Genomic DNA, 23,581 nt, shown 5'->3' with positions numbered 1-23,581 from the left:
CCAGCCACCACAGACCGTCAGGCGAATTTCAGCGCGATGATCCCGCCGATGATCAGCAGCACCCCGACAACCCGCATCAGGTTCACCGGGTCTCCGAACAGAAAGACCGAAAGGATCGCCGTCCCCACCGCACCGATCCCCACCCAGACAGCATAGGCCGTGCCCACAGGCAGGTCCTTCATCGCGATGGACAAGAGCCAGAAGGACGCCGCCGCCCCGATCACCGTCAGGATCGAGGGAATGGGCTTGGTGAACCCGTCCGAATACTTCAACCCCAGCGCCCAGCCGGTTTCCAGCAAACCCGCGATCAGGACGATGACCCAGGCGTTCACGCGGCCAGCCCCTTCGACCCCATCTCGACGAACTTCGCGCGGCGTTCCTTGATCAGCGTGTCGGGCTTCTTCCCCGACAATTCCTTCAGCATCGCCTCGATGCCCTTGCCCACCGCCTCGATCGTCTCTTTCCGGCCCCGCTGCGCACCGCCCAGCGGTTCCTTGATGATCCGGTCGATCACGCCCAGCTTCTGCAGATCCTGCGCCGTCAGGCGCAGAGCCTCCGCCGCTTCGCGCATCTTCTCGGCATCCTTCCACAAGATCGAGGCGCAGCCTTCGGGCGAAATCACCGAATAGACCGAATGTTCCAGCATCGCCACGCGATTCGCCGTGGCGAATGCCACCGCCCCGCCCGATCCGCCCTCGCCGATCACCACGGAAATCAACGGCACCCCGATCTCAAGGCATTTCGCCGTGGACCGCGCAATCGCCTCGGCCTGCCCCCGCTCCTCCGCGCCCTTGCCCGGATAGGCACCGGGCGTGTCGACCAGCGTCACCACCGGCAGCCGGAACCGGTCGGCCATCTCCATCAGGCGGATCGCCTTGCGATACCCTTCCGGCCGCGCCATGCCGAAATTCCGTTCGATCCGGCTTTTCGTGTCATGGCCCTTCTCATGGCCGATCACCACCACCGGCTGATCGTTGAACCGCGCCACGCCGCCCATCACCGCATGGTCATCGGCAAAGTTCCGATCCCCCGCCAGCGAGGTATATTCGGTGAACAGCGCGTCGATGTAATCCTTGCAATGCGGCCGGTCCGGATGCCGCGCGACCTGACATTTCCGCCATGGCGTCAGGTCCTTGTACAGGTCCTTCAGCAGCACTTCCGCCTTGCGGTCCAGCGCCTCTGCCTCCTTCGTCACATCCATCCCGGAATTGCCCCGCGCCATCGCGCGCAGCTCCTCCGCCTTGCCCTCGATCTCGGCCAGCGGCTTTTCGAATTCCAGATAGTTCATCGGGCTCTCCCTGAAGGATCGCCCCTATATGCGCAGAGGCGGGCCAAGATGCAACTCGCCCCGGCACGCCACGCCTCAAACCGCCGCCTCTCCGCCATCCAGCGCGATCAGATGCGCCACATGGTCCGGCCCGCAGGACAGCTTCGCCGCCACCTTGCTCCCCGGCAGCACCACCCGCCAGAACGGCACCACCTCCTCCAGCCGCTTCCCTTCGGCCAGATCGGCCAGCGCCACCTCGGCCACCACGCGCAGATAGATCGCCGTCGTCACGGGACACATCGCATTCGCCCCCGCCTTCCGCGCCAATTCGTTGCGCAGCCGGTCCATCGTCCGCGTCTCTCCCTTCGGAATCCGCGCCACGTAATTCGCGATCTCTCCGGGGGACGAGATCAGCATCGTATTCCCCGCCTTCACCCCCGCGAAATCCGCGTGCAGCATCACCACATGCGGCGCCTTCGCCGCCCCGAACCGCTTGCGCCAATCGGTCGGTTTCTTCTTCCTCTCCGCCATCACATACCCTCCACACGCGCCTTGAGCGCCAAGAGATATGTGGTGGCGAATGCCTCCGGATCAAAGAACAGCCGCGCCAATATCCGCCCGACGGGCGAAGGCACCACCCGCCCGCTCCACCACCGACACCCGCGTCCCCGCGCCCTCCGGCAGCAGCACGGCCTCCCACCTCCCCGAATACCCGGCATCCGAGGCGAAGCGCAGCCGCACCCGCGCCTCCCCCATCTCCTCGGCGACGAAGGCGATCCGCTCCCCCCGCGCCGTCACCTCGACCCAGCCCTCCGCCGTCCGCTCCACCGCCGCGATGCCTTCGCGCCACTCCCCTTGCGCCTCCACATGCGCGATCACCGCAACGACCGCCGCAGGCGGCGCAGCGATCACCACCTCCGCCCGCCCCTCCCGCGCGGCGGGCAACAGCCAGCCGATGACAAGAACGCCCACGCCCAACGCCACCAAAGCCACCAAGGACCAGATCAGGAACCGCATGCGAAACCTCCGAATTGCCTGCGACCCGCGCTAGCAAATCCGGGGCAGCCGTCGAAGTATCTCGAAAAAAGGGATTTAGAATCCGAGCTCTAACGGAAAACCTGCCCCGCCCCTTCATCCGTTCTCAAATATCCCACGGGGGTCCGGGGGTGTGAAACCCCCGGTCCGACCCCAGCCCGAAGCGCGACGCCGCAAACAGCAGCGCCCCGTGGCCGGGCCACGGGGCGTGCATCCTCCCCTTTGCTGCGCGGGGCCTCCTCTCCCCATGGGTCGCAGCGCGGGTAATCTTTTCAAAGCGCCTTTTTTTCACGCTTCGGTCACAAAACCCTGCCCGGAGCAGCGGCGGCCTGTCAACGATTCATTGCTGACGCAACGTCAACCGGCGATCAATTCCGCCTGCCGCACGATCACCTCGGCCTGCTTGATCGAGGCGATATCCACCAGACGGCCCTTATAGACCGTGGCACCCTCGCCCCGCGCCTTGGCCGCCTCCATCGCCGACAGGATCTCGCGCGCCTCTGCCACCGCCTGTTCCGACGGGGTGAAGACCTCATTCGCCAGCGTCACCTGTTTCGGATGGATCGCCCATTTCCCCACCATGCCCAGCGTGGCCGACCGCCGCGCCTGCGCGCGGAACCCCTCATCATCGCTGAAATCGCCGAAAGGCCCGTCCACGGGCAGGATGCCATGCGTCCGGCAGGCCGCGACGATGGCCGCCTGCGCCCAGTGCCACGGGTCGGACCAGTGCTTCGCCCCCTCGCGCAGCATGTAATAATTCTCCTGCGTGCCGCCGATGCCCGTGGTCTGCATCCCCATGCTGGCGGCAAAATCCGCCGCGCCAAGGCTCATGGCCTGCAAACGGGGACTGGCCGCCGCGATCTCTTCCACATGGGAAATTCCCGCCGCCGATTCGATGATCACCTCGAAGGCGATGGGCTTGGTCCGCCCCGTCGCCCTTTCCACCGCCGTCACCAGCGCGTCCACGGCATAGATATCCTCGGCGCAGCCGACCTTGGGGATCATGATCTGGTCCAGCCGTTCCCCGCCCTTTTCCAGCAGGTCCACCACATCGCGATACCACCACGGCGTATCCAGCCCGTTGATCCGCACCGAAAGCGTCTTGCGCCCCCAATCGACGCCGGAAATCGCCTCGATGATGTTCTCCCGCGCGGTGGCCTTGTCCGACGGCGCGACCGAATCCTCCAGATCGAGGTTGATCACATCCGCCTCGCTTGCCGCCATCTTGGCAAAGATTGCGGGCCGCGATCCGGGGCCGAACAACTGGCAACGGTTCGGGCGGGCAGGGGCGGGGGGTTGCAGGCGAAAGCTCATGGTCGTTCTCGCAAGGAAATTTCGGTTGGGCCTGCGCCAGCGATATATTCTTGCGCTGCACCGCGCAAGCGTGATTTCGCACCCGCAGCATGATCCCTTCGCGGCTTGACTTGCCCCCCGCCCTGCCGCCCCCTCGCCGGTGACAGGAGGCCCCCATGATCACCGCCACGCTGGAAACTTTCCCCCTCGCCCGCGCCTTCACCATCTCGCGCGGGTCCAAGACCGAGGCGCGCGTCGTCACCGTCACGATAACGCGGGGCGGCATCACCGGGCGCGGCGAATCCGTCCCCTATGCCCGCTATGGCGAAAGCCCCGAAACGGTTCTCGCCCAGATCGCCACCCTGCCCGAAGGCATCACCCGTGCCGCGTTGCAAGACGCCCTCCCCCCCGGCGCGGCGCGAAACGCGGTGGATTGCGCTCTGTGGGACTGGGAGGCAAAGGCCGCAGGCACCCGTATCTGGCACCTTGCAGGCCTGCCCGCCCCGCGCCCCCGCGTCACCGCCTTCACCCTGTCGCTGGACACGCCAGAAGCCATGCGCGCACAAGCGCAGGAAAACGCCCACCGCCCGATCCTTAAAATCAAGCTTGGCACCCCTGATGATATGCCAAGGCTGGAAGCCGTCCGCGCCGGCGCACCGCGCAGCACGATCATCATCGACGCCAACGAAGGCTGGACGCCGGACATCTATACCGACCTCGCCCCCCATCTGCGGCGTCTCGGCGTGGCACTGGTGGAACAGCCCCTGCCCGCCGGGGCGGATGACCTGCTTGCCGAAATCCCCCACCCCATCCCGATCTGCGCCGATGAATCCGCCCATGACAGGCACAGCCTGCCCGCCCTGAAGGGCCGCTACGATATGGTCAACCTGAAACTCGACAAGACCGGCGGCCTGACCGAGGCCCTCCTCATGGCCGAAGCCGCCCGCGATATGGGCTTCGGGCTGATGGTGGGCTGCATGGTCGGCACCTCGCTGGCCATGGCCCCCGCGATCCTGCCCGCGCAGGCCGCCGCCTTCACCGATCTCGACGGCCCGCTTCTGCTGGCGCGGGACCGCGACCATCCCCTGCATTACGATGCGACAGGCGTGCATCCGCCGGACGCGGCGCTGTGGGGGTGACCATCGGGCATACCCGCCCCGGGCCTGACCCGGGACCTCCTGCCAAGCCCCCCGCGATCCCGGGTCAAGCCCGGGATGGGGTTGGCAAAGCAATCTCAGCCAGCACTTACTGCAAAGGGATTGACCACCCGCAGCACGCCCTCCAAGATCAGACCATCCTGCATGTCTTCCGACAACACCCGGTCACAGCCCGCAACCAGCGCCGCCCCGACGATCATCGCGTCATAGATCGACAAGCCATATCGCGCCGCGACAGCGCGCCCGGCATCGTGAGCATCCAAGGTCAGGTCAACGACGCGACACAGACGCCGGATCCCGGCTAGAAACTCCCCCGCCTCCGCCAATTCCATCCCAGCCTTGCGGACACAGTTCACAAGAACCTCGTTCAGCACCTGAACGCTGATCGTGCCACCCGCTGCAAGCACGGCCTCTGCCCTATCCGCCTTCCACCCGCCATCCAGCAGATAGAGGATCACGTTGCTGTCGATGAAGTCACCGCCCGTTGGCTTCGTCACGGCTCAGCCTTTCACCCGCAGCCAGTCGCCCGCGAAAGCGCCTCAAATCATCCAATATTTCTTCAGGCCGCGCCTCGCGCCGCACCGCGAATCCGCCCGCCTCAGGGCGCAGAGAAACCTCGTCCCCCTCGCGCAGCCCCAGTTCTCGAACCAGTTCCGCAGGCAGTCGCACCGCAAGCGAATTGCCCCATTTCGCAATCTGCATGCCACCCTCCCGCATGAATGGATCTACAAAAGAAATGTATATCATCCTACACGCATCGGCAACAACTGCCCTTTGCCAGCCGGACCCCCGCCCACTTCCCCCTTGACCCCGCGCCCCCCTTGCGCCCTAACCGCCAAAAGCCACACGCGCAGGAGGAATGCCCCATGTCCCGCACCGTATTCGTCAACGGAACCTACCTGCCCGAGGATCAGGCCACCGTCTCCATCTTCGACCGGGGCTTCCTGATGGCCGATGGCGTCTATGAGGTGACCTCCGTCCTCGATGGCAAGCTCATCGATTTCGACGGCCACACCAAACGCCTGCACCGCAGCCTTGACGAGTTGGAGATGCAGGCTCCCTGCTCGGACGCAGACCTGCTGGAAATGCATCGCGAACTGGTCCGCCTGAACGGCCTCGATCAGGGGATGATCTACCTGCAGGTCACGCGCGGCAATCCCGGCGACCGGTCCTTCCTCTTCCCCGACGGGTCGGTGAAACCCACCATCGTGGCCTTCACGCAAGCCATTCCCAACCTCGCCGATGCCCCCGCCGCCAAGACCGGCTTCAAGGTCATCTCGGTCCCCGACATCCGCTGGGGCCGCCGCGATATCAAGACGGTGCAACTCCTCTACCCCTCCATGGCCAAGATGATGGCCAAGAAGGCGGGCGTGGATGACAGCTGGATGGTCGAGGATGGCCACGTCACCGAAGGCACCTCGAACAACGCCTATATCATCAAGGGCAACCGCATCATTACGCGGCAACTGACCAACGACATCCTGCACGGCATCACCCGCACCGCCGTCCTCCGCTTCGCCGCCGAGGCGCAGTTCGAGGTGGAGGAACGCCCCTTCACAGTGGACGAGGTGAAACAGGCGGATGAGGCTTTCGCGACCGCTGCGACGATCTTCGTCATGCCCGTGGTGGAAATCGACGGCACCCGCATCGGCGCGGGCAAGCCCGGCCCCGTAACCGCCCGCCTGCGCGAACTCTACATCGACGAAATGCGAAAGGCGGCGGTCTGACCGCCGCCCGCAGGGCCGAAAGGCCCGCCGTCAGGCGGCGGCTGTCTCCCGCGTGAAGATCACGTCCACACCCGCAAACTCCGCCGCGGTGACACCCGTCATCCGCAGTGCCACGGCCCCATCAAGCCGCACCAGCAGGGCACCTGCCTCTTCGACCACCGTCAGCACGGGCTGCGTCGCCCCGGCATAGACCACCTCAAGCCGGTCGGCCGCGGGGTCGAAATCGGTGACCACCGCATTCGCCGCCCCGGCCAGCACAAGCCCATCCTCCCCCGCGCCCAGCGTCACCCGGTCCGCCCCGGTGATCGCCACGACGTCATCGCCCTCACCGCCATTCAGCACATCCACCCCGGCCCCGTCACCGCGCCCGTCCAGCAGGTCGTTCCCCGCCCCGCCATCAAGCGTATCCGCACCGGCACCGCCGACCAGAGCGTCATTCCCCGCCTCGCCGCGCAGCACATCATCGCCCGCGCCGCCGACCAGACTGTCGCCATCTGCGCCGCCCCACATCCGGTCGTCGCCATCGCCGCCGTTCAGGCTGTCAACGCCCAGATTGCCGAACAGGTTGTCATCCCCCGCCCCGCCAAGCACCGTGTCATTCCCGGCGCCCCCGGCAAGGCTGTCATTCTCGCTTCCCCCGTCCAGCAGGTCATTCCCCGCCCCGCCGAAGATGCGATCCGTGCCATAGCCCCCGGAAAGTTCGTCACTCCCGCCATTGCCGGACAGCGTGTCATTGCCCAACTCGGCGAACAGCGTGTCCGCGCCCTGCCCGCCGGTCATCGTATCATTTCCATCCGCGCCGCGGCCCAGAAAGCCCGTCACCGCCGCCGCCCCGTCCAGCAGATCATTCCCCGCGCCAAGGAACACCCGGTCCGCCCCGCTGTCGCTGAACATGGTCACGCTATCCGCGCCCGCCCCACCGAAGAGCGAGTCGATCCCCTGCCCCCCGGTCATCACGTCGCCACCATCCCCACCCAGAAGCGTATCCGCTCCTTCCGACCCGAACAGGCTATCCGCGCCCGTCCCGCCGCTCAGGATGTCATTGCCGAGGCCCCCGAAAAGGCGATCCGCCCCCGTCCCGCCCTGCAGAGCATCGTCGCCCAGATCGCCCACCAGCAGATCATTGCCCGCCCCGCCAAGGCCGGTATCCGCGCCCGCGCCTCCAAAGAGATTGTCATTCCCCTCGCCGCCTTGCAGCCAGTCCGCCCCGCCCGATCCGATCAGCGTATCGTCGCCGAGAAGCCCGAAAAGCCGGTCCGCTCCGGCCGTGCCACGCAGCACGCTGCCCCCGGCCGCCTCCGCACGCGCCTGAGGCGCCGCATCCAGTGCCGCGACACGGGCGTCATCGGCCCCGTCCTCCGCGCCGCCCTGCGCATCCGTATCATCATCCTGCTGGGGGTCGTCGAAAGCATTCGCAAGGGCCGCCAAAGGCAGGGCAAGCAACATCAACAAGGCACTCATGACAACACTCCGCACTGGCAACACTACGGGCGGATAATTACCGAGAATCCCGCAAACGCAAAGGAATTCCGGCAAAATCGTGGCACGGTTCAGGATTTATCAACAATGGGATGGAAGGCAGTCAACCGTTTCCGTGTCTCCATGGAATTACGCGATATCAGCCGCGCGCCCGGCCCTTATCCATGCGTCTTGAACGCCTCGGTGAAGGCCGCCTTCTGCGACTCGCTCGCCTCTGACTGGTGCTTCGCCTTCCACTCGTCATAGGGCATCCCATAGACCAGCGTCTTGGCCTCTTCCTTGTCCAGCGGCACGCCCGCCTCTGCAGCCGCCTCGGCCATCCAGCGGCTCAGGCAGTTGCGGCAGAACCCGGCAAGGTTCATCAGGTCGATGTTCTGCACATCGGTCCGGTTGCGCAGATGGTCCCGCAGCCGCCGATAGGCGGCCGCTTCCAAAGCCTGCATCGTGGCATCGTCGATCTGTGTCATGCGGCGGTCCTCCATCCGGCAAAGGTAGGGCGTGCGCTCCGCGCGCACCAGCCCCCGGAAGACCCGCCGCGCGGAGGCGGCGCAAAGCCCACGCCGCAGCTTGGAAGAGAACGCCCCTAGACCCGCGACAGCACGATATCCGCGACGCTCACCTGCGCCGCGCGCAGCCCGGGCAGGAAGATCACATTCGCCCCGTCCGCCGCCACCATCACGCCCCCGTCACGCTCCTGCACCGTCAGGGTCACATCCCCCTGCGACTCGGTCAGCAGTTCAAGCTGATCCACGGCAGGATCGAAATCCTCCACCCGCACCACTTGCCCGGCCGTCGGGTCCGCCGGATCCGCAGGCTGCGGCGGCACCAGTGCCACAAAGCTATCCGCCCCGGCCCCGCCCGTCATCACATCGCTCCGATCCCCGATCAACTCGTCATCCCCGTCACCCCCGATCAGCCGGTCCGCGCTCGGCTCCCCGCCGACCGAGAACAGGTTCTGCAGGATGCGGGTCTCCAACCCCGTCGGGATCGCCCCATAGCGGCTTTCCACCGCCTGCACGAATTCCCTGCTGTCCACACCGTCCAAGATTTCCTGCGGGTTGGCCCGATCCGGCGTCAGCCCGATCAGCACGTCATTTCCCGCCCCGCCATCCAGAGTATTGGCCCCGTCCATCCCGATCAGCAGGTCCTCCCCCGCACCGCCAGCCATGGAATCATCCCCCGATCCGCCCACCAGCAGATCGCCCCCGTCATCGCCGCGCATCAGGTCATCCTCCGAACCGCCCAGCAGGACATCATTCCCCGCCCCGCCATTCAGCGTGTCCGCCCCGATATCCCCCACCAGAAGATCGACCCCAGCATTGCCCTGCAACAGATCGTCGCCCTTGAAGCCCACGATCAGGTCATCGCCCCCATCGCCGTTGATTGTATTGTCCCCCTCGCCGCCAAGGCGCACATCCCCATCGTCATCGCCGCGATCCACGGCAGGGGCGGGATCGTCATCCCCGGACAAAAGCCCGATCAGGGCGACAGGGATCAGGGACACAAGCAAAAGCAACATCTCGGCACTCGCACACAGGAAACGGATCAACCCGCAGAAACCCAAAACACGACGATTCTGTCAAATCTTCGACATCACCGGCCACATCCGGGAAACAATACCCCCGAAACGCCCGCGCAAGGCACAGATACCCGGCAAATCGGGCTTGCGTCCCGGACGCGCCCCTAACCCTCCACCCGCGCCAGCGCCGCCCGCAGCAACGGCGCCAGCCGCGCGCCCCAATCCGCCTGCGCCTCCGGCGTCCCGATCAGGTCGTTGCGTACCTCCACCAGCGTATTCTGCCGACCCCAGCGCAGCGCGTGACGGTCGATCGCATCGCCCGGCAGATGGCCTGAATAGGGCTCGTTATCCCCCACGCACAGATCCGCCTCCGCCCGCAGCACCTCGATCAGCGCATGGCTCAGCCGCCCGTCCAGATGCGAATGCAGCACCCCCACATGCCAAGGGCGCGGCGCGCGCCCCTTCAGGCAGGGCGTGAAGGAATGCACCGCCACGATCACCACATCGGGCCGCCGCCCCGCCAGCCGCGCCAGCGCATCGTGATAGGGCCGGTAGAGCCGTTCCAACCGCTCCTCCACCCCCGCCGCGCCGATATGCCGGTTCGCCGGGATGATCGTCCCGTCATACAGCTTCATCACCAACGTCGGGTCGTCCTCGCCACGATTCGGGTCGATCACCAGACGCGAGAAATCCGACAGCACCACAGGGCTGTCCAAGGCCGCGCCCAGCGCCTCCGCTACCCCCGCCGCGCCCACGTCAAAGGCGATGTGCCGCCCCATATCCACAGGCCCGATCCCCAGATCCCCCCCCGAAACCCAGTCCGGCACCCGGTTCGTCGCATGGTCGCAGGTCACCAACCAGCGCCCTGGACGCCCCTCACCGATGATCCGAAAGGCACACAACCCGGTTTTCTCCCATCCCCTACATCAATTCGTCATTTATTCTGACGAATAGGAATCCGCCAGTTGCGACAACACGCCGATTGCGCCATAACCCGCCTCGGCCCACGACAAAATGTAGAACTGAATAAGGAACGAGGCATATGAGACGCCTTCGGAACGTCAAGATCGTGGCCACGCTCGGACCGGTCTCCAGCGATTACGCAACCATCCGCGCCCTGTTCGAGGCGGGCGCAGACGTGTTCCGCCTGAACATGTCGCACGGCACGCATGACGATATCCGCGCGCGCCACGTCATCATCCGGCAGGTGGAGGCGGATACAGGCCGCCCCATCGCCATCCTCGCCGACCTGCAGGGGCCCAAGCTCCGCGTCGGCACCTTCGCCTCTCCCACGGGCGAGGAACTGGCCGAGGGCGCGCCCTTCCGCATGGACCTCGACCCCGCGCCGGGCGATGCCACCCGCGTGCAACTTCCGCACCCGGAAATCTTCGCCGCCCTCGAACCCGGCGCGTCGCTCTTGGTCAATGACGGCAAGATCCGCCTGCGCGTCGAAACCTGCGGCAAGGATTTCGCCAATTGCACCGTCACCGTCGGCGGCACCATCTCGAACCGCAAGGGCGTGAACGTCCCCGACGTCGTGCTGCCCGTGGCCGCGCTCTCCGACAAGGACCGCAAGGATCTGGAATTCGCCTGCGAACTGGGCGTCGACTGGCTCGCCCTCTCCTTCGTGCAGCGCCCCGAAGACGTGATCGAGGCGAAGGAACTCGCCAAGGGCCGCGCCGCCGTCCTGTCCAAGATCGAAAAACCTGCCGCGGTAAAGGCCTATGACGCCATCCTCGAGGTGTCCGACGGCATCATGGTCGCCCGCGGCGACCTTGGCGTCGAACTGCCCGTCCATTCCGTGCCGCCGATCCAGAAACGTCTGGTCCGTGGCGCCCGCGCGGCGGCAAAGCCCGTCATCGTCGCCACCCAGATGCTGGAATCGATGATCGAATCGCCCATGCCCACCCGGGCCGAGGTGTCGGACGTCGCCACCGCCATCTACGAAGGTGCCGATGCCGTCATGCTCTCGGCCGAATCCGCGGCGGGCAAATACCCGATCGAGGCCGTGCAGACGATGAACAACGTCGCCATCTCGGTCGAAAGCGACGGCACCTATCGCCAGATCATCGAGGCCAGCCGCAGCGTCAACCGCACCTCCGTCGCCGACGGCATCGTCGCCGCCGCGCGCGAGATCGCCGAAAGCGCCGACATCAAGGCGATCTGCTGCTTCTCGCAATCCGGCACCACGGTCAGCCTCGTCGCCCGTGAACGGCCCCGCGTGCCGATCATCGCGCTGACGCCCCTGATGGAAACCGCCCGCCGCATGTGCCTGACCTGGGGCGCGCATTGCGTCATCACCGAAGAGCAGGACCGCTTCAAGGGCGCCGTCATCTCGGCCGTCCGCGCCGCGCGCACCTACGGCTTCGCGACGGAAAAGGACCAGATCGTCCTCACCGCGGGCGTGCCATTCAACGTGCAGGGCACCACGAACATCCTGCGCGTCGCCCCCTGCGACGAAAGACTGATCTACCGGGTCGATCCGGAATGACCTTCGCAAGGCCCGCGCCACCCGCGCGGGCCTTCGCCTTTCCGGGCCCGCGCGCAGGCAGCCTGCAACGCGCTTGATCCACCGCCCGCTTCCTGCAAGGCTTGGCCTGTGTAGGGTCCCATGACGGGGCTGCGTGAAGGTGCCGGACATGGATCATGACCTCCTCCTCATCCTCGGCCTTTCGATGCTGCTCCTGTCGATCCCATCGCTCATGTCGGCCCTGATCGACGACCGCCTTCCAATCGTCGCGGGCTTCGGCCTCCTCCTTGGCACCGGCATGGCGGCTTGGGGCCTGATCGACCGCCCCGACCCGTTCAACCCCGCCACCCTGCCCCACCTGTTCTTCGAGGTGCTGGGCCGCTACCTCCCCTGACCCCCGCCCTTTTTCCCCTTGCACCCGCGCCACGCCCCGCCTATACGGCCCACCTTGCGATACCCGCGCGGCCGGCCAATGTGGCATGCCGAGTCGCGCCTGCAACCACGGAGATGGAAATGCCCAAGATGAAGACCAAGTCGGCGGCGAAGAAGCGGTTCAGCTTCACGGCCTCCGGTCGGGTGAAGGCCGGCGTCGCCGGCAAGCGCCACGGCATGATCAAGCGTACGACGAAATTCATCCGCGATGCATCGGGCACCATGCTGCTCTGCGACAGCGATGCGAAGATCGTCAAGAAGTACATGCCCTACGACCGGTAAGGAGAACAGCACATGTCCCGCGTCAAATCCGGCAAGGTGACCCACGCCCGTCACCGCAAGGTCATCAAGCAGGCCGCTGGCTATTACAGCGCCCGCTCGCGCAACTTCCGCACGGCCACGCAGGCCGTCGACAAGGCGAACCAGTACGCCACCCGCGACCGCAAGGCCCGCAAGCGCAACTTCCGCGCCCTGTGGATCCAGCGCATCAACGCGGCTGTCCGTCTGTTCGACCTCGAGATGACCTATTCCAAGTTCATCAACGGTCTGGCCAAGGCCGGCATCGAAGTGGACCGCAAGGTCCTCGCCGACCTCGCCGTGCACGAGCCCGAGGCGTTCAACGCCATCGCCGCACAGGCCAAGGCCGCGCTGGCCTGATCAGGCCCCGCTGACCGCATTTCGGAAGGGCCGCCCGAAAGGGCGGCCCTTTCCCGTTCCCCATCCCGCGGAAATCCACATCGCCCACCCCTCCTGCCCCGCAGGAGGGGTGCCGATTTTTCGCAGAAAAATCGTGCCCCTGCGCCCAGCCGAAGGTCTGCCCCCCACCCCTTTGGCCAGAGGAATTCCGCAGCCCCGGCCTCCCCTCGCCTTGAACTTGCCAGCATCGCCCCGCACCATCCGATCATAGATTCCCATCGTGAAAGCCCTTTGCGAATGATCCGAGTGCTCCTGGCCTTCTGCTCCCTCTTCTTCCTGCTCTCCTGCGGTGAGGTCGTCACCGAATCCGACAAGGGCGCGCGCATCTACCTGATGGGCGATTCCATGATGGCCGCGAACCGCACCTCGGGTCGCAGCGTGGGCGTCGCGCTGGAACGGCAGTTGCGCGAACCCGTCCTCGACCGCTCGGTCTATGCCGCCCGCATCATCTACGGCCTGCCCATCTCGGGCGCGGCGGGCCTATCCATCCCCGCCCAGTATCGCGAAGGCGACTGGGATTGGGTCGTACTGAACGGCGGCGGGAACGATCTGGTCTTCGGCTGCGCCTGTGGCCAGTGCAACGCCATGGTGGACAGGCTGATCTCGAAGGACGGCCGCGCAGGCCGCATCCCCGACCTGGTCAACCGACTGCGCAAGGGGGGCGCCAAGGTCGTCTGGTCCGGCTATCTGCGCAATCCTGGCCTCTTCACCCCGGTCCGTCCCTGCAAGGTCTATGGCGACGAACTCGACCGCCGCCTCGCCCGCCTCGACGCGCTGGACCCCGGCATGATCTTCGTGCCCATGTCCGACCTCGTCCCCGAGGGCGACCCATCGCTGCACCAGCAGGACCTCATCCACCCCTCGCCCAAGGGCAGCGCCGCCATCGCCGCCCGCATCGCCGCCGCGATCCGCGCCAACGACGGCTGACGCCGTCGGTGGGGGAGGCAACCTCCCCCACACCCCCTCGCACCCGGTTGAACCGCGTCACACCCTGCCGATCCGGCAGCAAGGGGGCGCACGCCCCCCCTCTGGCCGCATGCGCGGCCATTCACCCCCTGTGGGTATTTTGCCCGGTACGAAGACCATGCCCGCAGGGTCGGAAGGCCGGCACCACCCCCATCCCCTTGCATCGCAGCCCCCGTGCCGCTACCACCGCCTCGCACCCGAAGGAGGCTCCCATGGACGGGCTCGACACGCTCAAGGCCAAGTATCTTTCCGCCGTCGCCACCGCTGCCGACGAGGCCGCGCTGGAAGAGGTGCGCCTTGCCGCACTGGGCAAGAAGGGCGAGATCAGCGCCATGATGGCCACCCTCGGCAAGATGGACCCCGACGCCCGCAAGGCCGCAGGCGCCACGCTCAACGCGCTGAAGGACGAGATCGACGCCGCCCTGCGCGCCCGCAAGCAGGGCCTTGCCGATGCCGCGCTGGACGAACGGCTCCGTACTGAATGGCTCGACGTCACGCTGCCGGGTCGCCCGCGCCGCATGGGCACGATCCATCCCGTGTCCCAGGTGATGGAAGAACTGACCGCCATCTTCGCCGACATGGGCTTCGCCGTGGCCGAAGGCCCGCAGGTCGAATCCGACTGGTACAATTTCGACGCGCTCAACATCCCGCCGGAACACCCCGCGCGGCAGGAACATGACACCTTCTTCATGCACCGCGCCGAAGGGGACGACCGCCCGCCGCATGTCCTGCGCACCCATACCTCGCCCGTCCAGATCCGCGCCATGACGGACAAGGGCGCGCCCATCCGCGTCATCGCGCCGGGGCGCGTCTATCGCATGGACATGGACCAGACCCACACCCCCATGTTCCATCAGGTGGAGGGGCTGGCCATCGACCGCGACATCTCCATGGCCAACCTGAAATGGACGCTGGAAGAGTTCTGCCGCGCCTTCTTCGAGGTGGACCGCGTCGAACTCCGCTTCCGCGCGTCGCATTTCCCCTTCACCGAACCCTCGGCGGAAGTGGACATCCGCTATTCCAACGTCGGCGGCCAGCTCCGCATCGGCGAGGGCGACAAGTGGATGGAAATTCTCGGCTCCGGTATGGTGCATCCCAAGGTGCTGGCCGCGGCGGGCGTGGACCCGAACGAATGGCAGGGCTTTGCCTTCGGCATGGGGATCGACCGTCTGGCCATGCTGAAATACGGCATCCCCGACCTGCGCGCCTTCTTCGAATCCGATCTGCGCTGGCTGCGCCATTACGGCTTTGCCGCGCTCGACATGCCCGATCTTCCGGGCGGCCTCAGCCGCTGATCCGCAGGGTATCGCATCGAAATGAAAGCCCCGCCGAAGCGGGGCTTTCTTCGTCATGAAAAGGCCACTGCAAACTCAGATCAGCAACAAAAGCAGCGCCACCAGCGACAGGCCCATGATCAGGATCAGTCGCCATGCCGGTATCCGGCGGGAGGGGTCGGGTATCTTGAACATCGGGTCCATAGACGAACGGATGCCACCCATCCGGTCCGGAAATGTGGCAGGCCCGCGCCCCGTTCCGGGCACCCCCTGAACAACCCGTTTCCACATCGGAAACCCCTCCCCGCCGCTTCCCCTTTGCCGCCCTTTGCGCTATCCCCTCCCCCGACATTCCGAAGGGACCGGCACGATGAAATTCACCCTCTCCTGGCTGAAGGACCACCTCGAAACCGAGGCCGCGCTGGATGACATCCTCTACGCCCTGACCGATCTCGGTCTGGAGGTGGAAGAGGTCACCGACCGCACTGCCAAACTTGCCCCCTTCACCCTTGCCAAGGTCCTGCATGCCGAACAGCACCCCGATGCCGACAAGCTCCGCGTCTGCCGCGTCCTGACGGACGAAGGCGAAAAGCAGATCGTCTGCGGCGCCCCCAATGCCCGCGCGGGCATCACCGTCGTCCTCTGCAAACCGGGCGATTACGTCCCCGGCATCGACGTGACGCTGGGCGTGGGCAAGATCCGCGGCGTTGAATCCCATGGCATGATGGCCTCGGAACGCGAGTTGGAACTGTCCGACGAACATAACGGCATCATCGAACTGCCCTCGGGCGAGGTGGGCGAGAAATTCGCCGACTGGCTGGCGAAGAACCGCCCCCATCTCGTCGATCCGATGATCCACATCAAGATCACCCCCAACCGCCCCGATGCGCTCGGCGTGCGCGGCATCGCCCGCGACCTTGCCGCGCGTGGGCTGGGCAAGCTCAAGCCGCTTGATATCCCTGCTATCAAAGCCGCCTTCCCCTCGCCCATCCGGGTGGAGATCGACCCCGCGCTCAAGGCGAAGGGCTGCCCCCTCTTCGCGGGCCGCCTGATCCGTGGCGTCAAGAATGGCCCCTCGCCCGAATGGCTTCAGGCCCGCCTCACCGCCATCGGCCTGCGCCCGATCTCGGCGCTGGTCGACATCACCAACTTCTTCACCTTCGCCCTGAACCGCCCCCTCCACGTCTTCGACGCGGCCAAGGTCAAGGGCGCGCTGCGCATCCACCCCGCCAAGGGCGGCGAGGAACTGCTCGCACTCGACGGCAAGACCTACACCCTGCGCGAAGGCATGATGGTCATCTCCGATGACAACGGCCCGGAATCGCTCGCCGGGATCATGGGTGGCGAAATCTCCGGCTGCACCGAGGCCACGACCGACGTCTTCCTCGAATCCGCCTATTGGGACCCGATCACCATCGCCACCACGGGCCGCGCGCTGAAGATCAATTCCGATGCCCGCTACCGCTTTGAACGCGGCGTCGATCCTGCCTTCACCCTGCCGGGTCTCGACCTTGCCACGCAGATGATTCTCGACCTCTGCGGCGGAGAAGCGTCCGATATCGCATCGGATGGTGCGGTTCCGGACGTCTCCCGCGCCTACAGGCTCGATCCCGCCCGCGTCATCTCGCTCGTCGGCATGGACATCCCCGCCGAGGAACAGCGCCGCACCCTCGCCGCACTGGGCTTCACTCTGGCGGGCGACATGGCCACCCCGCCCACCTGGCGCCCCGATATCCTTGGCGAGGCCGATCTGGTGGAAGAGGTGGCCCGCATCGCCAGCCTGACGAAACTGCAGGGCAAACCGCTGCGCCGCACGCAGGACGGCGTGCCGAAGCCCATCCTCACCCCCCTGCAGCAGCGCGAGAAATCCGCCCGCCGCACCCTTGCCGCGCTCGGCTACAACGAATGCGTCACCTACAGCTTCATCGACCATGAGGCCGCGACGATGTTCGGCGGCGGGGCCGATGCCCTGCGCGTCGAAAACCCGATCTCCTCCGAGATGACGCATCTCCGCCCCGACCTGCTGCCGGGCCTCCTGCGCGCCGCCGCCCGCAATCAGGCCCGCGGCTTCGCCGACCTCGCCCTGTGCGAGATCGGCCCCGCCTTCCACGGCGGCGAACCGGGGGAACAGCACCTTCAGGCGACCGGCCTGCTGGTGGGCCACACCGCCCCGCGTGATCCCTTCGGCAGCCGCCGCCCCGTCGATGTCTTCGACGCCAAGGCCGATGCCGAGGCGATCCTCGCCGCCCTCGGCGCCCCCGCCCGTGTGCAGATCACGCGCAAGGTGGCGTCTTGGTGGCATCCCGGCCGCTCCGGCAACATCGGCCTTGGCCCCAACACGCTGGCAACCTTCGGCGAAGTCCATCCCCGCATCCTTTCCGCCCTTGGCGTGAAAGGGCCTGCCGTGGCCTTCACCATCCTCGTGGCCAATGTCCCCCTGCCCAAGACGAAAACCCCCACCCGCCCCGCGCTCGCCATCAGCGACCTGCAGGCGGTGGAACGCGATTTCGCCTTCGTGGTGGACAAGGGCGTCGAGGCGCTGACAGCCCTGAACGCCGCCCAAGGGGCCGACAAGGCCCTGATCGAAAGCGTCCGCCTCTTCGACCAGTTCACCGGCGAAAAGGCCGAGGCGCAGATGGGCGCGGGCAAGAAGTCCATCGCCCTGACCGTCCGCCTGCAACCCACCGAAAAGACCCTGACCGAGGCCGAGATCGAAGCCGTCTCCGCCAAGATCATCGAAAAGGTGACCAAGGCCACAGGCGGCACCCTGCGCGGGTGACGCAAAGGGAAGGGCGGGGTCAACCCCGCCCTACGCCCGCCAAGGGAGACCCCGCCCAAGGCCTGACCCGGGGCCTCCCGCCACTCCCATGCAATCATCGAATCTGTGCAATTGCGCGCCGTTAACCACGATTTCGGCAGTAAATCTGCCCGAATTTGTATGAACACTTTGCGGTACAGATTACGGCACAACCTTCGGCTCGCCCGCCGCAAGGTAATGCTTCCGATTTTCTCCGAAATGCGAATAGCTTAACCGCATCTGGGAGGGCGTGAATGGAGTACGATTACATCATCGCCGGCGGCGGCTCCGCAGGCGCCGTGCTCGCCGCACGCCTGTCCGAAGATCCCACCGTCACCGTTTGCCTGATCGAGGCCGGGGGGCCCGGAAACTCCTTCCTGATCAACACCCCCGCCATGGTGGCCGCGATGGTGCGCGGGCGGCCAAGGCTGCACAACTGGGCGCTCCGCACTGAACCCCAAACGCATCTGAACAACCGCCGCTGCTATCAACCCCGCGGCAAGGCGCTTGGCGGCTCCTCCGCGATCAACGCCATGCTTTATGTCCGCGGCCACCCGTCGGATTACGATCACTGGGCCGATCTCGGCGCGGATGGCTGGGATTGGAAGTCCGTCCTGCCCTACTTCCTGAAATCAGAGGGGAATTCGCGCCCCGCCAATGCCCTGCACCGCAGCGACGGTCCGCTTCAGGTCACCGATCAACCCAGCCCCCACGCCATTTCCCGCGCCTTCCTGCAGGCCATGGCCGCCGTGCAGGTGCCCGAGAACCCCGATTTCAACGGCGAAACCCAATATGGTGCGGGCCTCTATCAGGTCACCCAGTTCCACCATGGCCCACGCAAGGGCAACCGCTGCTCCGCCGCCGCCGCCTACCTTCACCCCGTCCTTTCCCGCCCCAACCTCACCGTCCTCACCGGAGCCATGGCCGAACGCATCGGGCTGCAGGGGACCCGCGCCAAGACCCTGACGGTAAAGCACAAATCCCGACGCCTCACCCTCACCGCCCGGCACGAGATCATCCTCTCCGCAGGGACCTTCGGCTCCCCTCAAATGCTGCTCCTCTCTGGCATCGGCCCCGAGGACGACCTCCGCGCCCATGGCATCCCGGTGCGACACGCCCTGCCCGGCGTGGGCCGCAACCTGCAGGATCACCTCGACCACACGCTGATCTGGCGCTCCCCGCGCCCAGATGTCATCGGCCTGAATCCCGGTTGCCTGCTGCGGATGCTGCGCGGCCTGCCCGAACTGCGCCGCCGGGGCACCGGCCTCCTCACCACGCCGGGGGCCGAGGGCGGGGCCTTCCTCATGTCGCGCCCAGACCTGCAAGTGCCCGATCTGCAGGTGCATTTCGTCATCGCCATCGTCGATGACCACATGCGCCGCCTGCATATGTCCTATGGCTGGTCGGCCCATATCTGCGTCCTGCGCCCCGCCTCACGCGGCAGCGTCGGCCTGCGGGATGCCAATCCCGCCAGCCCCCCGCGCATCGACCCGAATTTCCTCTCCGATCCCTCCGATCTTGCCACCCTCATGGCCGGCGTGCGGATCGTGGAAGGGGCCATGGCGACACCGCCCCTCGCCCCATGGCGCGGCGAACGGCTCTACCCCCATGACGGCAGCGACACGGCGCTGGAAGCCGACATCCGCGCCCGCGCCGACACGATCTATCACCCCGTCGGCACCTGCCGGATGGGACGCGACGACATGGCAGTCGTCGACCCCGCCCTGCGCGTTCACGGTTTGGAAGGACTTCGCGTGGTAGATGCCAGCGTGATGCCCAGCCTGATCGGGGGAAACACCAACGCACCCACCATCATGATCGCAGAAAAGGCGGCCGATCTGATCCGAAAGGGTTAAGAACGGGTAAATCCCCGCTCGATGGCCCGCCATCCCCAGAGGGTGAGCCCACCCGCGCCCAGCGCAGCAATCCAGAATGGCAGGACCAGCGCGACGGATCGTCCCAGCACCGGCTCCGCCACCGCCATAGCCGCGCCCGACAGCACAAGCCCTAGCGGCATCATGCCCGTCGCGATCAAGCGATAGAGGCTATTCACCCGCCCCAGCAGCGTGGGCGGAATGATCCTCTGCCGGTGCGATACGGCCACAAGGTTCCAGACCAGCCCTGAAAACTCGAACAAAGCCATGGAGAGCGCCAGCGTCCACGCCCCCGGCGCCAGCGCCACGCCCAGAAAGGCGGGGGCCGAGGCCAGCAGCATCACCTGCGCCGTCCGCGCCCCGCCCATCCGCGCCACGATCCGCGGGCCAAGCAACGATCCGGCAATCCCGCCCACCGCCGCCGCCGACAGGATCAACCCATAGATCCCGGCAGAAAGCCCAAGGTTTTCCTGCACATGCAGGACCAACGCCACCATCATCGCCTGATGCAGCAGGTTCCAAACCCCAGTAATCAGCGCCAGATCACGCAGGATCGGCATGCCGCGCATGAAATCGACCCCCTCGCGCAACTCGCGCCGCCAATCGCGCGGCCCCAAAGCCTCGGCCCGGAACCGCCCCGCCAGCGACGCAACCAGCGCCACCGCCACCCCATAGGCCGCCGCATTGGCCGCAAAGGGCAGCACCACCGCCAGCCCGATCAGCGCCGCACCGATGGCAGGCCCCGCCAGCGCATTGCCGATCAACTCCACGCTCCACAACCGCCCGTTGGCCGCCTCCAAACGATCCGGACCCACCAGCGCGGGCAGCAGGGTCTGGGCGGCATTGTCGCGGAACACCTCCGCCATCCCCACCAGCAGCGCCGCCACGACCATCGCGGCAAAGAGGCCCGGCAGCGCCACACCCGCCTCCGGCGCCGCGGGCAGCGGCGTGGCGGCCCAGACCGCCAAAGCTATGAAACCAAAAGAAAACGCCCGCAGCACATCCATCGCCAGGATCAGCCGCCGCCGATCCACCCGATCCGTCACGATCCCCGCAGGCAGAGAAAACAGGAACCACGGCAGCCGCAGCGCAAGCGGCACCAAAGCCACCAGCAGCGGATCACGGGTCAAGAGCGTCGCCGCCCAGGCCCAGGCGACCAGCGCCACACCATCGGCCAGATTGGTGGCCCCACTGGCCAGAATGAACCGCATCAACATCGCGCCACCCAAGCCGGGCGGCGCGGGACAGTCAACCTACTTCCGCCCGATCACCCGCCGGAACCAGCCACCCACCCCCGCCTTGGCTCGATCCGCCCTCCGGTCAAGATCGTCCAGCGTCTCCTGCGCCTCGATCACCGCGGGCTCGATCATCCGCTCCTTGAACTGCGCCCACATCCGCCACGCCATGAAAAGGACAAAGGCAAGGAAGGACAGGATCACGATGTTCACCCAAGGGATGATCCGCACATCCGGCCCCTCCACCTGCCGCAGCGAGATGGCATTCGGGAAAATGGTGAACAACTGGTTGCGCCAGCCATAATGCGTCACCGCCACCCATTTCGGCGCGGCGGCGGTGGATTGCAGCTCCTTCGCCTCGGTATTGGTGCTGGAACTGTCCATCTTGAAATAGGGCGGCCAGCCCCATCCCGTATCCTCGTTGCGATATTCCATCGTCTTTCCATTGGGATAGACGGCGTTGATGAAAAAGATGTCGCGGCTGTTGCTGGCCGCCGTCCCCACATCGGGCGACGCCCAGAACCACGCATTCTCGCCCAGATCCATGCGGCGATTCTCGGTCCCCACGATGCGCACGATATCGGTCTGCGGCAGGGTGTAATGCAGGAAGAAAAACAGCAGTAGCGCCACTGTGCCAAGGAAGGTCCATTTCACGTATCGCATTGCCGCCTCAGGAAAAATTCAGGATCCAGACCAAGGCGATCACCACCGCCGTGGGTATGACGAAGACCAACCAGATCAACCGCCGCCGCAGGCTGTTCTCATAGGCGGCAAGGCCCTGCGCCACATGCCCGTCGCGCGTCTCCTCGATCTGACCATGGTCATATTCCTTCTCCAGCCTCTCGCGCTCCAGCGACCGGAAATAGATGGCCAGCAGCCAATAGATCACCGTCAACGCGATATAGCCGAACAGCGCCAGTTTGAAAAAGGCGATCATGCCCCGTCATCCCCTACCAACCCAACCAATGTGGCCCCGCGCCCCCCTCTGCGCAAGCTTTCCCCTTGGCAGAACGCCGATCCGCACCCACCATCGCCCCATGACCGACGCCCTGATCCACACCATCGACACCCGCCGCGACGCCCTGATCGGGTTGGCGCAGGACCTGATCCGCATCCCCACCCTCAACCCGCCGGGGCGGAACTACCGCGAGATCTGCGATTACCTCGCCACCCGCCTGATGGCACAGGGCTGGACGGTAGAACTCATCCGCGCCCACGGCGCACCGGGCGACAGCGACGCCTTCCCCCGCTGGAACATGGTGGCCCGCATAGACTCGGGCCGCCCCGGCGATTGCGTGCATTTCAACAGCCACCATGACGTGGTCGAGGTCGGCCACGGCTGGACCCGCGATCCCTTTGGCGGCGAACTGGACGGCGACCGCATCTACGGGCGCGGCGCCTGCGACATGAAGGGCGGCCTCGCCGCCTCTGTCATCGCCGCCGAAGCCTTCGTCGCCGCCACCCCCGATTGGCGGGGCAGCATCGAGATAAGCGCCACGGCGGATGAGGAATCAGGCGGTTACGGCGGCGTCGCCTATCTGGCCGAACGCGGTTACTTCGCCCCCGACCGCGTGCAGCACGTCATCATCCCCGAACCCCTGCACAAGGACCGCATCTGCCTTGGCCATCGCGGCGTCTGGTGGGCCGAGGTGGAAACCCATGGCCGCATCGCCCACGGCTCCATGCCCTTCCTCGGCGATTCGGCCATCCGCCACATGGGCGCGGTACTGGAAGAGATCGAACACCACCTCTACCCCCTGCTCGCCACCCGCAAAACCGCCATGCCCGTCGTCCCGCCACAGGCGCGGCAATCCACGCTGAACATCAACTCCATCCACGGCGGCGAACCCGAACCGCCCCCCGGTTCCACCGCCCTGCCCGCGCCCTGCGTTGCCGACCGCTGCCGCATCATCCTCGACCGCCGCTTCCTCATCGAAGAGGCCATCGACGAGGTGAAATCCGAACTCCGCGCCATGCTGGACCGCGTGCAATCCCGCCGCCCCGGTTTCACCTACACGATCCGCGACCTGTTCGAGGTGCAACCCGTGATGACCGACCGCGACGCGCCTGTCGTCCGCTCCACCGCCGCCGCCATCGAACGAGTGCTGGGTCAGGTGGCCGATTACGTGGTCAGCCCCGGCACCTATGACCAAAAGCATATCGACCGCATCGGCAGGCTGCGGAACTGCATCGCCTATGGTCCGGGCCTGCTGCATCTGGCGCACCAGCCCGATGAATGGGTCGGCGTGCAGGACATGGCCGACAGCGCCAAGGTCATGGCCCTCGTCCTGCGCGACCTGCTGGGGTGACGGGAGACGCATGATGCAGGGCGCATCTCCCTCTCCCCTCAAAGGGGAGAG

At 66.3% G+C, this 23,581-nt stretch carries 26 protein-coding genes; 11 read left to right on the top strand and 15 right to left on the bottom strand.

The window, feature by feature from the left end; genetic code table 11:
• Positions 1-17: 17 nt before the first annotated feature.
• From TabM4_RS00875 to TabM4_RS00855, 5 genes are all read right to left on the bottom strand, one after another.
• Positions 18-332, bottom strand: coding sequence for a DMT family transporter (locus TabM4_RS00875; RefSeq protein WP_434617079.1), 315 nt, complete (start codon positions 330-332; stop codon positions 18-20).
• Complete coding sequence (locus tag TabM4_RS00870) at positions 329-1,288, bottom strand: acetyl-CoA carboxylase carboxyltransferase subunit alpha (RefSeq protein ID WP_434617076.1); 960 nt, start codon at positions 1,286-1,288, stop codon at positions 329-331. Before TabM4_RS00870 ends, TabM4_RS00875 begins: the two co-directional genes overlap by 4 nt.
• A 75-nt stretch (positions 1,289-1,363) precedes the next feature.
• Positions 1,364-1,798, bottom strand: coding sequence for a hypothetical protein (locus TabM4_RS00865; protein WP_434617073.1), 435 nt, complete (start codon positions 1,796-1,798; stop codon positions 1,364-1,366).
• Positions 1,799-1,858: 60 nt separating this feature from the next.
• On the bottom strand, positions 1,859-2,284 hold the full coding sequence (locus TabM4_RS00860) for a hypothetical protein (RefSeq protein ID WP_434617070.1): 426 nt from the start codon (positions 2,282-2,284) through the stop codon (positions 1,859-1,861).
• A gap of 375 nt (positions 2,285-2,659) precedes the next feature.
• Positions 2,660-3,616 (bottom strand): L-malyl-CoA/beta-methylmalyl-CoA lyase, encoded by a 957-nt coding sequence (locus TabM4_RS00855; RefSeq protein ID WP_434617067.1) that lies wholly within the window; start codon positions 3,614-3,616, stop codon positions 2,660-2,662.
• Between the two features lie 155 nt (positions 3,617-3,771).
• On the opposite strand from TabM4_RS00855, the gene dgcA reads away from it, so the two are divergent.
• Positions 3,772-4,734 carry an N-acetyl-D-Glu racemase DgcA gene (gene dgcA, locus TabM4_RS00850; RefSeq protein ID WP_434617064.1) on the top strand — a complete coding sequence of 321 codons (963 nt, stop codon included), beginning with the start codon at positions 3,772-3,774 and terminating at the stop codon, positions 4,732-4,734.
• Between the two features lie 95 nt (positions 4,735-4,829).
• Here dgcA and TabM4_RS00845 read toward each other — a convergent pair whose 3' ends face one another.
• Both TabM4_RS00845 and TabM4_RS00840 read right to left on the bottom strand, forming a co-directional pair.
• The gene (locus TabM4_RS00845) at positions 4,830-5,249 is read right to left on the bottom strand and encodes a PIN domain-containing protein (protein ID WP_434617061.1); all 420 of its coding nucleotides are present in this window, start codon (positions 5,247-5,249) and stop codon (positions 4,830-4,832) included.
• Entirely contained in the window at positions 5,227-5,454 is a 228-nt protein-coding gene (locus TabM4_RS00840) for an AbrB/MazE/SpoVT family DNA-binding domain-containing protein (RefSeq protein WP_434617058.1), read from the bottom strand. Before TabM4_RS00840 ends, TabM4_RS00845 begins: the two co-directional genes overlap by 23 nt.
• Before the next feature lie 164 nt (positions 5,455-5,618).
• On the opposite strand from TabM4_RS00840, the gene TabM4_RS00835 reads away from it, so the two are divergent.
• Complete coding sequence (locus TabM4_RS00835) at positions 5,619-6,479, top strand: D-amino-acid transaminase (protein ID WP_434617055.1); 861 nt, start codon at positions 5,619-5,621, stop codon at positions 6,477-6,479.
• A gap of 30 nt (positions 6,480-6,509) precedes the next feature.
• Here TabM4_RS00835 and TabM4_RS00830 read toward each other — a convergent pair whose 3' ends face one another.
• The 4 genes from TabM4_RS00830 to TabM4_RS00815 form a co-directional block, all read right to left on the bottom strand.
• Complete coding sequence (locus tag TabM4_RS00830; RefSeq protein WP_434617052.1) at positions 6,510-7,940, bottom strand: calcium-binding protein; 1,431 nt, start codon at positions 7,938-7,940, stop codon at positions 6,510-6,512.
• A 176-nt stretch (positions 7,941-8,116) separates the two neighbouring features.
• Positions 8,117-8,416, bottom strand: a complete 300-nt coding sequence (locus tag TabM4_RS00825) for a DUF1244 domain-containing protein (RefSeq protein WP_434621862.1) — start codon at positions 8,414-8,416, stop codon at positions 8,117-8,119.
• Between the two features lie 125 nt (positions 8,417-8,541).
• Positions 8,542-9,477 (bottom strand): calcium-binding protein, encoded by a 936-nt coding sequence (locus TabM4_RS00820; RefSeq protein WP_434617049.1) that lies wholly within the window; start codon positions 9,475-9,477, stop codon positions 8,542-8,544.
• A 164-nt stretch (positions 9,478-9,641) separates the two neighbouring features.
• Positions 9,642-10,379: an N-formylglutamate amidohydrolase gene (locus TabM4_RS00815; protein WP_434617046.1), complete on the bottom strand. Its 738-nt coding sequence runs from the start codon at positions 10,377-10,379 to the stop codon at positions 9,642-9,644.
• A gap of 140 nt (positions 10,380-10,519) precedes the next feature.
• Between TabM4_RS00815 and pyk the strand changes: the two genes are divergently transcribed.
• The 6 genes from pyk (at position 10,520) to pheS (ending at position 15,336) form a co-directional block, all read left to right on the top strand.
• Entirely contained in the window at positions 10,520-11,968 is a 1,449-nt protein-coding gene (gene pyk, locus TabM4_RS00810) for a pyruvate kinase (protein WP_434617042.1), read from the top strand.
• Positions 11,969-12,116: 148 nt separating this feature from the next.
• On the top strand, positions 12,117-12,341 hold the full coding sequence (locus tag TabM4_RS00805; protein ID WP_434617039.1) for a hypothetical protein: 225 nt from the start codon (positions 12,117-12,119) through the stop codon (positions 12,339-12,341).
• A 119-nt stretch (positions 12,342-12,460) separates the two neighbouring features.
• The gene (gene rpmI, locus TabM4_RS00800) at positions 12,461-12,661 is read left to right on the top strand and encodes a 50S ribosomal protein L35 (protein WP_031338626.1); all 201 of its coding nucleotides are present in this window, start codon (positions 12,461-12,463) and stop codon (positions 12,659-12,661) included.
• A 12-nt stretch (positions 12,662-12,673) separates the two neighbouring features.
• Positions 12,674-13,036, top strand: coding sequence for a 50S ribosomal protein L20 (rplT, locus tag TabM4_RS00795; protein WP_281464836.1), 363 nt, complete (start codon positions 12,674-12,676; stop codon positions 13,034-13,036).
• 276 nt (positions 13,037-13,312) lie between these two features.
• On the top strand, positions 13,313-14,002 hold the full coding sequence (locus TabM4_RS00790; protein WP_434617035.1) for an SGNH/GDSL hydrolase family protein: 690 nt from the start codon (positions 13,313-13,315) through the stop codon (positions 14,000-14,002).
• A 251-nt stretch (positions 14,003-14,253) separates the two neighbouring features.
• Complete coding sequence (gene pheS / locus TabM4_RS00785; protein WP_434617032.1) at positions 14,254-15,336, top strand: phenylalanine--tRNA ligase subunit alpha; 1,083 nt, start codon at positions 14,254-14,256, stop codon at positions 15,334-15,336.
• Positions 15,337-15,411: 75 nt separating this feature from the next.
• Here the strand turns inward: pheS and TabM4_RS00780 are convergent, their stop codons facing one another.
• Positions 15,412-15,606 carry a hypothetical protein gene (locus TabM4_RS00780; RefSeq protein WP_434617029.1) on the bottom strand — a complete coding sequence of 65 codons (195 nt, stop codon included), beginning with the start codon at positions 15,604-15,606 and terminating at the stop codon, positions 15,412-15,414.
• A 79-nt stretch (positions 15,607-15,685) separates the two neighbouring features.
• Between TabM4_RS00780 and pheT the strand changes: the two genes are divergently transcribed.
• A complete protein-coding gene (pheT, locus tag TabM4_RS00775) occupies positions 15,686-18,094 on the top strand; it encodes a phenylalanine--tRNA ligase subunit beta (RefSeq protein WP_434617027.1) in 2,409 nt (802 codons plus the stop codon).
• A gap of 272 nt (positions 18,095-18,366) precedes the next feature.
• Entirely contained in the window at positions 18,367-19,968 is a 1,602-nt protein-coding gene (locus tag TabM4_RS00770) for a GMC family oxidoreductase (RefSeq protein WP_434617024.1), read from the top strand.
• Here the strand turns inward: TabM4_RS00770 and TabM4_RS00765 are convergent.
• From TabM4_RS00765 to TabM4_RS00755, 3 genes are read right to left on the bottom strand one after another with little or no spacing between them, the layout of a single operon-like run.
• Complete coding sequence (locus TabM4_RS00765; protein ID WP_434617021.1) at positions 19,965-21,197, bottom strand: MFS transporter; 1,233 nt, start codon at positions 21,195-21,197, stop codon at positions 19,965-19,967. The genes TabM4_RS00770 and TabM4_RS00765 overlap by 4 nt on opposite strands.
• Before the next feature lie 42 nt (positions 21,198-21,239).
• The gene (locus TabM4_RS00760) at positions 21,240-21,884 is read right to left on the bottom strand and encodes a DUF1523 family protein (RefSeq protein ID WP_434617018.1); all 645 of its coding nucleotides are present in this window, start codon (positions 21,882-21,884) and stop codon (positions 21,240-21,242) included.
• A 7-nt stretch (positions 21,885-21,891) separates the two neighbouring features.
• Positions 21,892-22,158, bottom strand: a complete 267-nt coding sequence (locus tag TabM4_RS00755; RefSeq protein ID WP_434617015.1) for a hypothetical protein — start codon at positions 22,156-22,158, stop codon at positions 21,892-21,894.
• 100 nt (positions 22,159-22,258) lie between these two features.
• Between TabM4_RS00755 and TabM4_RS00750 the strand changes: the two genes are divergently transcribed.
• A complete protein-coding gene (locus tag TabM4_RS00750; RefSeq protein WP_434617013.1) occupies positions 22,259-23,530 on the top strand; it encodes an acetylornithine deacetylase/succinyl-diaminopimelate desuccinylase family protein in 1,272 nt (423 codons plus the stop codon).
• Positions 23,531-23,581: the final 51 nt, after the last annotated feature.

Origin of the sequence: Tabrizicola sp. M-4 (genome assembly GCF_051132405.1) — a bacterium.
Classification (GTDB): domain Bacteria; phylum Pseudomonadota; class Alphaproteobacteria; order Rhodobacterales; family Rhodobacteraceae; genus Paragemmobacter.
This window is presented reverse-complemented; position numbering and strand designations above follow the sequence as displayed.